Here is a 13,782-nt window from a genome sequence, read left to right as displayed (position 1 = left end):
GCTGACGCGCGTCCGCTTTTGCTCACGCCCCGATGCGGGCGACCAGTACGCACGCGTCGTCCAGGCGCTCGGTCCCGCCGAACTCCTCGACGACGCCCCGGACGCACTCCCGTGCCGTACGGGCCTCCGCGAACCGGGGGGCGAGGGCGAGCAGTGCTTCCGGGCCCGCACCCCGGTCGCCGCGTCGGATGAGCCCGTCGGTGTGCAGGACGAGCACATCGCCGGGGAAGAGCCGTACCTCGTCCTGCTCGAACACGGCCTGGGGCGCGGCGCCCAGCAGTATCCCGTCCGGCGGGGGCAGCAACCGTCCCGCACCGGCGCGGAAGAGGGCCGGCGCGGGGTGACCTGCCTGCGCCCAGGAGAGAACGGAGGTTTCGGGGTCGAAGCGGCAGCACAGGGCACTGCCCAGCGCGGGCTGTATCGACGTCTCCAGCACCTGGTTGAGGTGCCCCATCAGCGCGCCCGGCTCGATGCCGGCGACGGCCATGCCCCGCAGTGCGCCCAGCAGCATCGCCATCGCCGAGGTGGCGGGGATGCCGTGCCCGGTGAGGTCGCCGACGGTGAGGAGGGTGCGTCCGTCCGGCAGCTCCATCGCGTCGTACCAGTCGCCGCCGATGAGCCCGCTCGACGCGGAGGGGAGGTAGTGCGCGGCGATGTCCAGGGCTCCGGGGCCCTGGGGCGAGAGGCGCAGCGATCCGCGCCACGGCGGCAGGACGGCCTCCTGCAGTTCCACGGCCATGCGGTGCTCGGTGCGCTCGATGTGCTCCTCGCGCTGTACCGACGCGCGGCTCCTGGTCACGGCCTGCTCGCTGCGGCGCAACTCGCTGACGTCCCGCAGGACCGCCCACATGGAGGCGGTGCAGCCCTCGGTGTCGAGGACCGGCTCGCCCGTCATGTGCAGCGTGCGCGTGCCGCCGTCGGGGCGCACGATGCGGAACTCGCCGTCCATCGGCCGGCCGTCGACCAGGCAGCCCGTCACCATGGCGGTGAGCACCGGCTGGTCCTCGGGCAGCAGCACGGACGGCAGGTCGTCCAGGGAGAGCGGGGTGGAGTCGAGCGGCCTGCCGAAGATCTCGTACAGCTCCTCGGACCAGCTGGACTCGTCGGTGAGGAGGTTCCACTCGGCGCTGCCCACCCGGCTCAGCAGGGAACCGGACCCCGGGTCCTCCGGCATCTCCTCGCCCCCGGGGGCGGAGTCCTCGGCGCGCGGACCCGGCAGACCGGCCCTGAGCTGGCCCAGGTGCTCGTCGAGGGTGTCCAGATGGTGCACGGCCAGCTCGCACAGGGCGCGCTGCCAGCGCAGCTGCGGATCGTCCTCGTCGACCGTGACGGCGTCCCGCCGCACGGCGTCCACGTCCCCGCGCAGGCGGCGCGTCCGGTGGATCAGGTCGTCGACGGCGTCGTGCGCGGGAAGCTGTGGTGCGGGGCGGTCCGCGAAGAGGGGGGACGGCATCTCGTACTCCGTTGCAGGCGCGGCCTAGCCGGTTCTGAAGGGTGGACCGCTACTGACTGTCGCACAGGCCGCGGCGGGCCGTAAGGGCTTTGGCAACACTCGATGCGTAGATGCATCTGGCATATGCCACCGGCTGTCCGGAGTGGTGGATATCCGAACAGGCTTGCGTGTAAGGCGAGTTGGCTGCCCGCTTGGCCGTGCGTGGGCAGTGTGCGGGGGGTGCGGGAGGGGTGCGCGGGGGCCGGGAATGCCGAGAACCCGACCCGCGTTACCTCACCAGAACGAAAACGAATCCCATTCCCGATAGGGGGCTGGGGTCGTCGGACATCTCCGGGAGGCGTCCATGGCGCGCAACGAGACCAGGCCCGTCGTCACTCTCCGGTCCACCGCCGGAACGGGTCGCAGCTATGTGACACGCAAGAACCGGCGCAACGATCCCGACCGGCTGGAGCTGCGCAAGTTCGACTCCGCCGTAGGTCGGCACGTCCTGTTCCGCGAGGTCCGCTGACCGTCCGGAAAGGGCACGTCACCCTGTACGCCACCGCTGTGGGCGGTGAGGAAGGAACGCATCGATGAAGCCCCGAATCCACCCCGTGTCCCGTCCCGTGGTCTTCCGTGACCGCGCGGCCGACGCCGCCTTCCTGATCCACTCGACCGCCGACTCCGGCGAGCGCGTGGAGTGGCGGGACGGCAACACCTACCCCGTCATCGACGTGGAGACCTCGTCGGCGAGCCACCCGTTCTACACCGGCGGCACCCAGGTGCTCGACACGGCGGGCCGCGTCGAGCAGTTCCGCCGCCGCTTCGGCGCCGGCGAGGCATCCGGAAGCTGACCGAACGCAGCCTGACCAGGGGGAGAGCCGGGAATTCCGTGCCGTGGATCACATCCGCGGGGGCGGAGCCCCGGGAACACCCCGGGATGGTTTATCGTTCATCTATACGTGGGTGTGAGGGGGACAGTGTCCCCGGGCCTCACCTGTAGCCCATGGGGACGATCGGTACGGCCGAAGCCCCATGGAGCCCTCCGCCGAGAGGCGACCGCCCTTCACGCCCGCACTCAAGCCGCCCCGGCTGGATTCCCCCGATCCGGCCGGGGCTTCCGCTTGCCCGGCCGGAACCGGCCGCCCCGCCCCGGGACCGTCTCCAGGATCAGCGCACCGGCGGCCATCACCACCGGTGCCAGCGCGGCCCCGGGAATCCACCACCGCTCGGCCAGCGCCGCGACCGCCGCCCCCACCACCACCGCGGCCAGCCGCCCCAGCACCCAGCCGTCCCCGCCCCGCAGCTCGCGCAAGGCCACGCGACCGGCGAGCGAGGTCAGTGTCCCCGTGAAGTAGTTGGTCGGCGTCACCCGGACCCGCCCCTGGACGCCCATCGCCAGTGCCACCAGTGCCAGCAGCCCGAGCCGGTGCCCGTACGAGGTGACCAGCTCCAGCCCCCACAGCACGGCGGCCGCCCCCAGCAGGACCACCTCCGCCGCCATCAGCGCCGGGACCGGGAAAGACCGCCGCCCGGCCATATGCGCGCCCGCCGCCACCCCGCAGGAGTACGCCGCCAGAGCGACGACGACCTTCAGTGCCACGCCGTCCTCGCCCGCACCGGCGGCCGAAGCCCCGAGCAGCACCAGGTTTCCGGTCATCACCCCGGCGAAGACCTGTCCCACGCACAGGAAGACGAACGCATCCGCCGCCCCGGAAGCCGCGGACAGCAGAAGCAGTGCGGCCTCGCCGCGCGACGGTGCGTCACCGTCCCGGGAGGCACCGGAAGCGGAGGGCGGGGACGGCGGGAGCGCCGGGGGAGCGGAGGACACCCGAGCATTCTCGGCACGCGCCGCTCCCCGACCGGCGCGTCGGCCACCGCGCGGCGCGCCGCGCGGCACCGCCCCGCGCGGGTCACACGATCTCGTGGAGATCCTTCGCATAGTGCTCGATCGCCCGCCGGTACTTCTGGACGTACGGGTCCTGGCTGGTCGAGGCCGTCAGCTCCAGCAGCAGCCGCATCGCCTCGTCGTGCTCGCCGGTGTTGAACAGCGCCATCGCCAGGAACGTCCGCAGCGCGCCGTCGTCGGGGAACTCCTCGACGCCCCGGCGCAGCGTCTCCACCGACTGCCCGTAACGGCCGAGGACCCGGTACGTACTGCCCAGCCCCAGCAGCGCCCCGCGCCGGTCCTCCGTGGCGAGCCCCGGCTGGGCCAGAGCACGCTCGTAGTACGGCACCGCCTCCGACTCCAGGCCCAGCACGTCGTGGATCCATGCCGTCCGGTAGGCCACCTCGACGTCGCCCGGGTACGCGGCGGTCAGGGCGAGCAGCCGCTTCCGTGCCTCCTCGTGCCTGCCCTCCTCACGCAACCGGTCGGCCTCGTCCAGCAGGTCCTTCTTCTTGTCTGCGCTCATGCGCACATCGTCGCAGGCGATCGCGGACACTCGGACGAGATTTCGCTCCACCGCCCGACCGGGCGTGTGTTCCGGCCCGGCGGGGGCATCCGTCGGCCATGACAGCTGAGGCGAATCCCCCGGTACGGCGGGCGACATGGGTACGAGTGCTGGTACGCGGGCTGGTGCTGGCGGCGGCGCTGGTGGGGCTGGTGGCGTTCTCCGTCCTGCTGGCCAAGGTGACGCTCACTCCCTCGCCGGCCTCCGAGGACATCGTCACCTCCAACCTCCAGCCCGGGCGGTCGCTGCGCCAGTACGCGGAGGACTACACCTTCCTCGCCGCGTGCAAGCAGGCGGGCGGAAACCTGCTGCTCGGCGTGCCGTTCGGGCTCCTGCTGCCGTTCTTCGTGCCACGCCGCCTGCGGATGATCCGGACGACGCTGCTGGCGGCCGTCGCCATGGCCGTCGTCGAGCTGATCCAGGGGGCCCTGGTCCAGGGACGCGCCTTCGACATCGACGACGTCATCCTCAACACGGCGGGCGCACTGCTCGGGTACTTCGTGCTGGGCCGCCGCATCAGCCACCGCTATTACGCGTACGCCGATGTACCCGGTCCCGCCGAACAGCGGGATGAGCCCGAGCCCACGCCCGAGCCGAAGCGCACGCTGGGGAAGACAGCCGGCACCAAGGCCGCCCGCAGGACGGCCGCCGATACGAAGGGCACCGGCACGAAGGCCACCAGCACCAAGGCCCCCCGCTCCCTGCTCGACCGCCTCCGCAGGCGCTGAGCCCGGGCACCCGTTCGGGCCGGACCGTTTGCGAGCGGCCCGGACCGGACGCACGGTGGGGGCACGTCCTGCGTGCGGAAGCCGTACGGATCCCCTGCCGAGGAGGAGCGACATGGCCGAAGGCCAGTGGAGCCCGGGCCGCAAGGAGGCGGACGCAGAGGAGTTCCGGCCCGTCCTGGACATCGTCGAACCGGCACGCCAGCGGCGGCTGACCGTACTCCTGCGACTCCTGCTGCTGATCCCCCACTTCATCGTGCTGTTCTTCCTGCACATCGCGGCGTTCTTCACCGTCATCGTGGGATGGTTCGCGGCCCTGGTCCTGGGACGGCTGCCCGACCCCGTCTTCCGCTTCCTGACCGGTGTCCTCGGCTACGACATGCGCGTCTCGGCGAGCGACATGCTGCTCATCGACCGCTACCCGCCGTTCGCCCTCACCCCGCCGGCCGACTACCCGGTGCAGATCGGGGTACGGCCCACCCCGCTCAACCGGCTCGCGGTGCTGTTCCGCCTCTTCCTGATGATCCCGGCGGCGATCGTCCAGAGCCTCGCCGTGTACGGGTGGTGGGCGCTGGCCTTCGTCTGGTGGCTGATCACGCTCTGTCTCGGCCGCATGCCCCGGCCGCTGGCCGAGGCGACGGCGGCCACTCTGCGCTACCGGATGCGCTTCTCCGCGTACGTCATGATGCTCACCCCCGCCTACCCCAAGGGCCTGTTCGGCGACGGCGACCTCGCCGTGGCCCCGGAGCGGTCACGCTCGGCCACCCGCCCCCTGGTCCTGAGCGGCGCCGGCAAGTGGCTCGTCGTGCTCTTCCTGGTGCTCGGCCTCGCCGGGCACATCACCTCGTCCGTGACCGCCACGACGACCGACGAGACCACCGACACCCGACTCGTCGGCCGCTAGGGGGCATCGGGCCCCGTGGAGTCACGGTGCCCCCGGCCCGCCGCGACGGCGAAGCGGCGGGCCAGATCGGCGAAGGCGTCCCTGAGCTCGTCGGGTCCCACGACCTCGATGTCCACGTCGAACCTGCCGAGGTCGGCGGCCAGGCCGGCCCACGACCAGGCGCCCAGGACGACCCGGCAGCGGTCGGGGCCGTGCCCCTCGACGATTCCGTCGCGGACGTGGCCCGCCACCGCGGAGGCCGGCGCGTCGAGGATCACCTCGCCGCGGCAGGGCCACGCGCCGGGGGCGTCGAAGCCCTGGAACCGGGCGGCGACGAACGCGGCCACATCGCCTCCGGGCACCTCGCGGGCGGTGAAGCGCGGGCCCGTGGGGGTGCGCGGGGTGATCCGGTCCGCGCGGAAGGTCCGCCAGTCCGCACGGTTCAGGTCCCAGGCGACGAGATACCAGCGCCCGCCCCAGGTGACCAGCCGGTGCGGCTCCACCCGCCGCACGACGGGCGGTACGTCGTCGGTCGCCGGGGTGTACGCGGGCAGGTAGCCGAAGCGCAGCACCTCCTGGGCGCGCACGGCGTCGCTGAGCGCGAGAAGAACGCGCGGATCGGCCAGGGGCCGCGGCGGGCCTCCCGTGCGTTCGACGGCGGTGACGTTCAGGGCGTCGACGCGATGGCGCAGCCGGGCGGGCATGACCTGCCGGACCGTGGTGAGCGCGCGGGCCGCGGCCTCCCCGATCCCCGCGCCGGTCGCGGTGGCGGTCCGCAGGGCCACGGCGAGGGCGACGGCCTGCTCGTCGTCGAACAGCAACGGCGGCAACCGGGCGCCCGCGTCCAGCCGGTATCCGCCGTCGGGCCCCTTGAACGCGGCGATGGGGTAGCCCAGCTCCCGCAGCCGGTCGACGTCACGCCGAACCGTGCGCGGGCTGACCTCCAACCGCTCGGCCAGCAGCTGCCCCGGCCAGTCGCGGCGCGCCTGGAGCAGGGAGAGCAGCGCCAGCAGTCGTGCTGAAGTCTTCGGCATGACACGAGTATGAGGTCAGAAGAGGCCACACCCTGGCCGCTTCCCCTGACAAGGTCGATCCGTACCGCACGACAGGAACTCCGGAAGGACCCGATCGCCATGAACGCCCCCTCCGCATCTCCCGACGCCGAGCGCACCGACCTGCTCGCCGCCCTCGCCGCGGCGCGAGCCGCCCTGACCGCCTCGGTGCGCGGCCTCAGCGACGAGCAGGCCGGCCAGACCCCGACGGTCAGCGCCCTGTGTCCGGGCGGGCTCGTCAAGCACGTCACGGCCATGGAGGAGGGCTGGCTGAACTTCGTGACCGAGGGGCCCTCGGCGATGTCCTTCGCCCTGCCCGACGGCGTCACCTGGGACGACTTCATGGCCGGCACGGCACGGGAGTACCCGAAGTGGGCGATCGACCGGGAGAAGGAGTTCCGGATGCTGCCCGGGGAGACGGTGACGGGGATCCTCCAGGCGTACGAGCAGGTCGCCGCCCGGAGCGAGAAGATCGTCCTCACGGTCCCCGACCTCTCGGCCTCGCACCCGCTCCCCGAGGCGCCCTGGAACGAACCCGGCGGCAAGTGGAGCGTACGGCGGGTGCTGACCCATGTCATCGCCGAGACGTCCCAGCACGCCGGGCACGCGGACCTCCTGCGCGAGACGCTCGACGGACGGACGGCGACGTGACCACCGGAGGGCGGCGCGGGAGCGCGCGAGGCGCCGACGGCCGGCGGACGAGGACGGGCAGCAGACAGGGAGAGACGACACCGTGACCGTCCTGGACAAGCGGGCGCTCAACCGCGCCACCCTCGCACGCCAGTTGCTGCTGGAGCGGGCCGACCTGCCGGTCGTGGGCGCGGTGGCCCACCTCTGCGGTCTCCAGGCGCAGGAACCGCAGGAGCCGTTCATCGGCCTCTGGTCCCGGCTGACCGCCTTCGATCCGGCCGTTCTCTCGGACCTGCTGACCCGGCGGAGCGTGGTGCGCACCCACCTGATGCGCCGCACGGTCCACCTCGTCACCGCCGACGACGTCCTCGCCTGGCGGGCCCGCCACGACGCGATGCTGCGCCAACGGGTCCTCGGCGTCTACCGCGACGAGCTCAAAGGGGTCGACCTCGACGAACTCGCCGCGGATGCGCGGGAGCTGATGTCCGACGGCGAGCCCCGCACCGCGGCCGAGATCGTGCGGGCGCTCGCCGAGCGCTGGCCCGGGCCCGGCCGGCGCCCCCTGGGCGAGATGGTGGTCGCCGGTCTCGTCCCGGTGGCGCAGGCGCCGCCCCGGGGGCTGTGGCGCACCAAGGGCGGGGTACGCAATGTCGCGTTGTCCTCCTGGCTGGGCCGCCCGGTCGATCCGCCCGCCTCGGACGGCGCCGACCCGGTCGGACAGGCGCTGGTCAGGCGCTATCTGGCCGCGTACGGGCCGGCCGCCACGGCCGACCTGCGCGCCTGGTCCGGCCTGGCCGGGCTGCCCGGCGCGGTGACCGCCGTACGCGACGAACTGGTCCGCTTCCGCGACGAGCGGGGGCGGGAACTGCTCGACCTGCCCGACGCGCCACGCCCGGACCCGGACACTCCCGCCCCGGTGCGGTTCCTGCCCGCCTTCGACAACGCCATCCTCGGCTACCAGGACCGCGGCCGGATCATCGACGACGCCCACCGCGGCCTCTCGGTGGCCGGTGAGCGCGTCGTGCTGGTGGACGGCCGCACCGCCGCGACCTGGACCGTCACCGAGGACGTCGTCACGGTGGACCCCCTGCGCACCCTTTCCCGCGCCGATCGGGCCGCCGTCGTCGACGAGGGGAGAGAACTCGCCACGTTCCTCTCCGACGGGGAGAGCGACCGCGTACGGATGGCGGCCTCACCGCGCTGAGCGGCCCCGGGCCCTCGCCCCGGGCCGGGGGAGTCCGGGTGTCTGCCCGCCCGTACCGGAACAGGCCCATTTTTCAGGGGAGTTTGGGCGTGCGGCGGCGGCAGGCGGACTGAAAGCACCGGATGCGGTCACACGCACACCATGACGTCCAGCGACGTAACCACAGAGCCCGCGCCGCACGGCGACGGAAAGCGCACGGCGCGCCCCTCGCGGGGATGGCTGAAGGTCCTCGGCGCAGGCGCGGTCGTGCTGGCCCTGCTGTTCGCCGGCAGCCGGCTCAGCCTGTTGCCGGGACTCGACGACTTCTTCGGCGAGGAGACCCACGACCGGTCGGGTCCCGCCGTGCTCAAGTCCATCCAGGACATGAGCTCGTACGAGGCCGCCTCGGGCAACTTCCAGGTCGTCGTCGACCTGGAGAAGGACACGAAGTACGTCCCCGACGCGCTGCGCGGCACCCGCACCTTGTTCGTCGGGGCCGGCACGGTCGACGCCTCCGTCGACCTGGGCAAGGTCAGCGAAGGCGGCGTCGTGGTCAACGAGGACCGCACCACGGCCGAACTACGGCTGCCCCGCGCCGTGTTGGGTGAACCCGCCCTCGACCCGGACCGCTCCTACGCGGTGTCCAAGCAGCGCGGTCTCCTCGACCGGCTGGGCGACCTCTTCTCGGACAACCCCGGCAGTGAGCAGGCGGTCAACAAGCTCGCCGCTCAGCACATCTCGGAAGCGGCGAAGGAGAGCGAACTGACCGCCCGGGCGGAGAAGAACACCGCCGACATGCTGAAGGGCCTTCTCGGTTCCCTCGGCTTCGAGCGGGTCACGGTCCGCTTCGGCGACGACCAGCGGTGATCGCGTCACCCGGGCGGCCGCTCGCACTGCGCGCGGCCCTCCGCGCGGCTTCGCGGGGCGGCGCCCCGCCGGGCGCCACCCTTGACGTGCACGCGTCGGTCGGTATGGTCTAGTCCAAGCGCAAGGCCTTTCCGGTCACCTCTCATCAGGCTTGTCCGGCCAAGGACTTGCAGCCCTTCGCGCCTCTTGGCCCCACACTCGCGAGGCCTCGCCGCCGAAGCCGGGCCCCCCACGGTCCGCCACCGCGCGGTGCGGTCTCATGTGAAGGAGAAGCATGCACGCGAAAAGGAAGACCGCACTCGCCGTCGGCGCCGTGCTCGCCCCGATCCTCGCCCTGAGCCTCCCGGCTGGCTCCGCCAGTGCCCACGGCTACATCTCCAACCCGCCGAGCCGTCAGGCCCAGTGCGCAGCCGGAACCGTCAGCTGCGGCGCGATCACGTACGAACCGCAGAGCGTCGAGGGCCCCAAGGGGCTCACCAGCTGCAGCGGCGGCAACAGCGGCTTCGCCGAACTGGACGACGACTCCAAGGGCTGGGCCGTCACTCCGGTGAACCGTTCCCAGCAATTCGAGTGGAAGCTCACCGCACGCCACTCGACCAGCACTTGGCAGTACTTCGTGGGCGGCGAGAAGATCGCCGAGTTCGACGACGGCGGCGCGCAGCCCGGCGCGACCGTGACCCACCAGGTCGACTTCGGCAACAAGACCGGTCGGCAGAAGGTCCTGGCCGTCTGGAACATCGCGGACACCGTGAACGCCTTCTACGCCTGCATCGACGTCAACGTCGGCTAGCAGCCGCACCGGCCGGGGGCGCACCCCCGGCCGGCCGCCACGCCCCGGACGCGCACCGTCGCGACCGGGGCGCGGTGCTGTTTCGCCTGGCCGGAAAGCGGCATGGCGCGAAACCTCCAAGTAGCGGAGCGGTTACCCTACGTCAGCCGTCCTGATGGATCATCAGTGCTCAAGGGGACTCCTGAATGAACCGTATGCGTACCGCACTCGCCGCGCTCGGCATCACCGCCGGACTGATCACCGCACCGGCGGCGAGCGCCGCGCCCGGGCCCGACCGGCCCGCTCCCGCCGCCGAACGCCACGAACCGTGCACCGGAGAGTTCCGCGGCGACGCCCGCCTCGGCCCCAAGTGGCTGCCGAGCAAGCGGCTCGCCCCGGTCGGCCCGCTCCTGAACGGCTACCAGCGCACCGGAGACCTCACCCCGAAGGACTTCCTGAAGAAGTACTGGGAAGGGCCCGCGGACACCGGCAGCTGGAAGTACCCGCCCAACGACGGCTTCGCCGAGGTGAACGGCGAGATCGACAAGGAGCCCGTCAAGCTGCGCACCGGTCAGCGCCTGGACCGCTTCGGCTCGGAGTACGGCGGCTACCTGGCCCCCGCCGGCGACGCCTACGCCGAGCGCGCCCTGCCCCCGCAGAACCTCAACACCCGTGACGCGGACACCCCGTGCGACTACCGCGTCTACAAGGTCGCCAAGCCCTTCTGGGTCTGGCAGGGTTCCATCGCCCCGTGGTTCGAGCAGCCGGGCGGCGGGCAGCAGATCAAGCTCGACGGCGTCTTCCTCGACCCGGGCGAGGGCCAGCGGCTCAATGTGAAGTGGCTGCTGGACAACGCCTACCTGACGCCCGCGGGCGCGTAACCCGGTATGGACCGCCGGGCCCTGCACGCCGCACTCGTCGAGGCACGGATCCCCGGCGGCTACTACCGCATCGAGGGCGTCCATGAGCCCGTCCCCACCCCGCCGGACTTCCTCTTCGTCCGGCGGGGCGGGGACGGCGGCTGGGAGACCGGGGCGTTCGAGCGCGGAACGTACGAGGTCATCGCCCGCCACCCGGACGAGGCCACCGCCTGCGCCCACCTGCTGAGCCTGCTCGTCTGAACCCTCCTCGCGCCCGTCAGCAGGGCGCGCCGGGGGCCGCCGTCGCTCGCAGAAGGCCACGAACAAGATCGAAGGCGACCTGATCGACATCCTGCGCGCTGCTCCGCACCATGACCCGAATCGTGCGGCGGTGTGTCGCACCCCGGGCCCCCGAGGCCCCGTGAGCGAAAGTGGGCGGATGAACACCGCAGGCATGCTGGCCGAAGCGTTCGACCGGGTCGGGGAGGCCGTCCACGCGGCGGTCGAGGGACTGCCGGCCGACGACCTCAACGCCCGGCTCGACGAGGACGCCAACTCCATCACCTGGCTCGTCTGGCATCTCACCCGCGTCCAGGACGACCACATCGCCGACGCCTCCGGCACGGCACAGATCTGGCTCACCGGCGGCTGGGCCGACCGCTTCGCGCTCCCCCTCGACCGGACGGACACCGGCTACGGGCACAGCAGTGACGAGGTCGCCGCCGTCCGCGTGGACTCCGCCGACCCCCTCCTCGGCTACTTCGACGCCGTACAGGAGCGGACGCTCGACTTCGTCGCGGGATTGGAGGGCCACGCACTCGACCGGATCGTCGACGAGGGCTGGTCGCCCCCGGTGACTCTGGGTGTCCGGCTGATCAGCGTCGTCGCCGAGGATCTCCAGCACGCGGGTCAGGCCGCGTTCGTCCGCGGAGCGCTGCAGAGAGCCTGAGACCGGGGACTGGGGAGCGGACCGCACAGACCCGTGCACGGTCCCACCGGCGGTGCCATACTCGAAGGAAATCGGCCGGACAAGCAGTCATCGTCCGAAAGGTGACCATCATGGGCTGGGCATCCTGGACGACCAGCGGGGTCTACACGGGCACCGGCGGAGTGCGCACCGAAGAAGCGGGCATCCTCAGCGGCGACCTCACCGTGCATACGACGTGGTTCGACGGACAGGCGGCGGTGGCCGTGCAGTACAGCGGCTCCTCCGACTGGTTCACCCTCGTGGGCAGCCCCGTGCCCTGCCCCTCCGAGGAGGAGAGCCGCACCTTTCACCAGAGCGTCGTCGAAGCCGTGCGCGCCGGAGAGGGCGCGAGGGTCCCGCCGGTCGGAGCGGAACCCGCGTAGTGTGACCCCTCGCGCCCCGCGCCCCATAGAGTGGATCACCGGACCCGTCCCCCGAGGGACGGGCACAGGCGGTTCACGGGGCGAGGAGCGGTGCCATGGGGCGGGCGGGAGCGCGGCGGTCGAGGACCCGGAAGAAGCGCCCGTTCTGGGTGGAGCTGCCGCTCCTGATCGGTATGGCCCTGGTGCTGGCCCTGCTCATCAAGACGTTCCTCGTGCAGGCCTTCTCCATCCCCTCGGACTCGATGCAGAACACCCTCCAGCGGGGGGACCGGGTTCTGGTCGACAAGCTGACGCCCTGGTTCGGATCCGAACCGGAACGCGGTGAGGTGATCGTCTTCCACGACCCGGCCGACTGGCTCGCGGGCATGCCCGTGGACGAGCCCAACACCGTGCAGAAGGCGCTGAGCTTCATCGGTGTGATGCCCTCCGCCGAGGAGAAGGACCTCATCAAGCGGGTCATCGGCGTCGGCGGCGACACCGTGGAGTGCGCGGGCGACGGGCCGGTGAAGGTCAACGGCACCGCCCTGGACGAGCCGTACGTCTTCCCCGGCAACACCCCTTGCAGCAACGACGAGGACGGTGGCCGGTTCAAGGTCACCGTGCCCGACGGCAAGGTCTGGGTCATGGGGGACCACCGCCAGGAATCCGCCGACTCCCGCTACCACCAGGACGACCCCGACGAGGGGATGGTCCCGGTCGACGAGGTCGTCGGCCGCGCCGTCGTCGTCGCCTGGCCGATCGGCCGCTGGGCCACCCTGCCGGTACCCGACACCTTCAAGAACGTGCCCGACAGGCCCTGATACTCAGCGCCGTGCGAAGTTCCGTACGTACCGGCGCTGCCAGGGCGTTTCCACCGCCCGCGGGTGGTAGCCGGCGCGGACGAACGCCACCGCCTCCTCGGCGGGCACCCCGTCCAGGACGGCCAGGACGGCCAGCGCCGTCCCGGTCCGGCCCATCCCGCCGCCGCAGGCCACCTCGACCCGCTCGTCCGCCGACCGCTCCCACACCTCCCGAAGGACGACCCGCGCCTCCTCCCGGTCCGCCGGGAGGAGGAAGTCCGGCCACCGCAGCCAGCGCGACTCCCAGCGGACCGGGGGCGGGGTGCGGCCCAGGAGGTGGACGGCGAAGTCCGGTCCGGGGCCCGGGGGGAGCGGCCTGCGCAGACCGCGGCCCCGGACCAGCCGCCCCGAGGGCAGGGCGAGGACGGCGGGGTCGGCGGCGTTCCAGTGTTCGGTCACGCCCCCCAACCTACGGGGTGTCCTGCCGGTCAGGCGGCGGTGTCGAGATCCTGAGCCAGCAACTCCGCCAGCTCCTCGACCGCCGCCCGCGCCCCGTCGCCCTCGGCGCTGAGGACCACGGGCTCCCCGTACGGCGCCGCCAGTGCCAGTACCGCGAGCATGCTGCGGGCGTCGACCGGGTCGCGGCCCTCACGGGCGATGGTCACCTTGACCGGCTGGCGGGCGGCGGCCTTGACGAACAGCGACGCCGGACGGGCGTGCAGCCCGCTGCGGGAACCTATGACGACGGTCTGCTGGTGCATGGATCACTCCTGGGTGAGGGATGGTGGTGTCGTGCGGG

Annotated in this window: 19 protein-coding genes; 13 read left to right on the top strand and 6 right to left on the bottom strand. The window is 72.3% G+C overall.

Features of this window, described 5'->3' with window-relative positions; translation table 11 throughout:
• Window positions 1–22: 22 nt before the first annotated feature.
• On the bottom strand, window positions 23–1,453 hold the full coding sequence (locus RNL97_RS01470) for a PP2C family protein-serine/threonine phosphatase (protein WP_030587649.1): 1,431 nt from the start codon (window positions 1,451–1,453) through the stop codon (window positions 23–25).
• A gap of 343 nt (window positions 1,454–1,796) precedes the next feature.
• Here RNL97_RS01470 and rpmG point away from each other — a divergent pair, with 343 nt between their 5' ends.
• A complete protein-coding gene (gene rpmG / locus RNL97_RS01465) occupies window positions 1,797–1,961 on the top strand; it encodes a 50S ribosomal protein L33 (RefSeq protein WP_030587646.1) in 165 nt (54 codons plus the stop codon).
• A gap of 64 nt (window positions 1,962–2,025) precedes the next feature.
• Complete coding sequence (locus tag RNL97_RS01460; protein WP_243312986.1) at window positions 2,026–2,286, top strand: type B 50S ribosomal protein L31; 261 nt, start codon at window positions 2,026–2,028, stop codon at window positions 2,284–2,286.
• A gap of 224 nt (window positions 2,287–2,510) precedes the next feature.
• On the opposite strand, the gene RNL97_RS01455 is transcribed toward RNL97_RS01460, so the two are convergent.
• Together RNL97_RS01455 and RNL97_RS01450 are read right to left on the bottom strand one after the other, a co-directional pair.
• Complete coding sequence (locus RNL97_RS01455; protein WP_030587640.1) at window positions 2,511–3,170, bottom strand: DUF1275 family protein; 660 nt, start codon at window positions 3,168–3,170, stop codon at window positions 2,511–2,513.
• A 175-nt stretch (window positions 3,171–3,345) separates the two neighbouring features.
• Window positions 3,346–3,846: a tetratricopeptide repeat protein gene (locus RNL97_RS01450; RefSeq protein WP_030587637.1), complete on the bottom strand. Its 501-nt coding sequence runs from the start codon at window positions 3,844–3,846 to the stop codon at window positions 3,346–3,348.
• A 98-nt stretch (window positions 3,847–3,944) separates the two neighbouring features.
• On the opposite strand from RNL97_RS01450, the gene RNL97_RS01445 reads away from it, so the two are divergent.
• Window positions 3,945–4,613 carry a VanZ family protein gene (locus RNL97_RS01445; protein WP_234313453.1) on the top strand — a complete coding sequence of 223 codons (669 nt, stop codon included), beginning with the start codon at window positions 3,945–3,947 and terminating at the stop codon, window positions 4,611–4,613.
• 112 nt (window positions 4,614–4,725) lie between these two features.
• The gene (locus RNL97_RS01440; RefSeq protein WP_313750278.1) at window positions 4,726–5,514 is read left to right on the top strand and encodes a DUF4389 domain-containing protein; all 789 of its coding nucleotides are present in this window, start codon (window positions 4,726–4,728) and stop codon (window positions 5,512–5,514) included.
• Here the strand turns inward: RNL97_RS01440 and RNL97_RS01435 are convergent.
• The gene (locus tag RNL97_RS01435) at window positions 5,511–6,527 is read right to left on the bottom strand and encodes a helix-turn-helix transcriptional regulator (RefSeq protein ID WP_313750277.1); all 1,017 of its coding nucleotides are present in this window, start codon (window positions 6,525–6,527) and stop codon (window positions 5,511–5,513) included. The two genes, RNL97_RS01440 and RNL97_RS01435, sit on opposite strands and share 4 nt — an antisense overlap.
• Window positions 6,528–6,626: 99 nt before the next feature.
• Between RNL97_RS01435 and RNL97_RS01430 the strand changes: the two genes are divergently transcribed.
• From RNL97_RS01430 to lepB, 9 genes are all read left to right on the top strand, one after another.
• Entirely contained in the window at window positions 6,627–7,196 is a 570-nt protein-coding gene (locus RNL97_RS01430; RefSeq protein ID WP_243312983.1) for a DinB family protein, read from the top strand.
• A gap of 82 nt (window positions 7,197–7,278) precedes the next feature.
• The gene (locus RNL97_RS01425) at window positions 7,279–8,379 is read left to right on the top strand and encodes a winged helix DNA-binding domain-containing protein (protein ID WP_243312981.1); all 1,101 of its coding nucleotides are present in this window, start codon (window positions 7,279–7,281) and stop codon (window positions 8,377–8,379) included.
• Between the two features lie 141 nt (window positions 8,380–8,520).
• Window positions 8,521–9,225, top strand: coding sequence for a DUF4230 domain-containing protein (locus tag RNL97_RS01420; RefSeq protein ID WP_030587619.1), 705 nt, complete (start codon window positions 8,521–8,523; stop codon window positions 9,223–9,225).
• Between the two features lie 274 nt (window positions 9,226–9,499).
• Window positions 9,500–10,015, top strand: a complete 516-nt coding sequence (locus RNL97_RS01415; protein WP_030587615.1) for a lytic polysaccharide monooxygenase auxiliary activity family 9 protein — start codon at window positions 9,500–9,502, stop codon at window positions 10,013–10,015.
• 185 nt (window positions 10,016–10,200) lie between these two features.
• The gene (locus tag RNL97_RS01410) at window positions 10,201–10,875 is read left to right on the top strand and encodes a TNT domain-containing protein (protein WP_030587610.1); all 675 of its coding nucleotides are present in this window, start codon (window positions 10,201–10,203) and stop codon (window positions 10,873–10,875) included.
• Between the two features lie 6 nt (window positions 10,876–10,881).
• Window positions 10,882–11,115: a hypothetical protein gene (locus RNL97_RS01405; protein WP_030587608.1), complete on the top strand. Its 234-nt coding sequence runs from the start codon at window positions 10,882–10,884 to the stop codon at window positions 11,113–11,115.
• A 178-nt stretch (window positions 11,116–11,293) separates the two neighbouring features.
• Entirely contained in the window at window positions 11,294–11,803 is a 510-nt protein-coding gene (locus tag RNL97_RS01400) for a mycothiol transferase (RefSeq protein WP_030587606.1), read from the top strand.
• A 110-nt stretch (window positions 11,804–11,913) separates the two neighbouring features.
• On the top strand, window positions 11,914–12,204 hold the full coding sequence (locus RNL97_RS01395) for a hypothetical protein (RefSeq protein ID WP_030587604.1): 291 nt from the start codon (window positions 11,914–11,916) through the stop codon (window positions 12,202–12,204).
• A 95-nt stretch (window positions 12,205–12,299) separates the two neighbouring features.
• Complete coding sequence (gene lepB / locus RNL97_RS01390; RefSeq protein ID WP_030587603.1) at window positions 12,300–13,004, top strand: signal peptidase I; 705 nt, start codon at window positions 12,300–12,302, stop codon at window positions 13,002–13,004.
• Window positions 13,005–13,007: 3 nt separating this feature from the next.
• On the opposite strand, the gene RNL97_RS01385 is transcribed toward lepB, so the two are convergent.
• On the bottom strand, window positions 13,008–13,442 hold the full coding sequence (locus RNL97_RS01385; RefSeq protein ID WP_030587601.1) for a protein-tyrosine phosphatase family protein: 435 nt from the start codon (window positions 13,440–13,442) through the stop codon (window positions 13,008–13,010).
• A gap of 29 nt (window positions 13,443–13,471) precedes the next feature.
• Window positions 13,472–13,744 carry an HPr family phosphocarrier protein gene (locus tag RNL97_RS01380; RefSeq protein ID WP_030587599.1) on the bottom strand — a complete coding sequence of 91 codons (273 nt, stop codon included), beginning with the start codon at window positions 13,742–13,744 and terminating at the stop codon, window positions 13,472–13,474.
• Between the last annotated feature and the right edge of the window lie 38 nt (window positions 13,745–13,782).

It is taken from the genome of Streptomyces parvus (assembly GCF_032121415.1).
Classification (GTDB): domain Bacteria; phylum Actinomycetota; class Actinomycetes; order Streptomycetales; family Streptomycetaceae; genus Streptomyces; species Streptomyces globisporus_A.
This window is presented reverse-complemented; position numbering and strand designations above follow the sequence as displayed.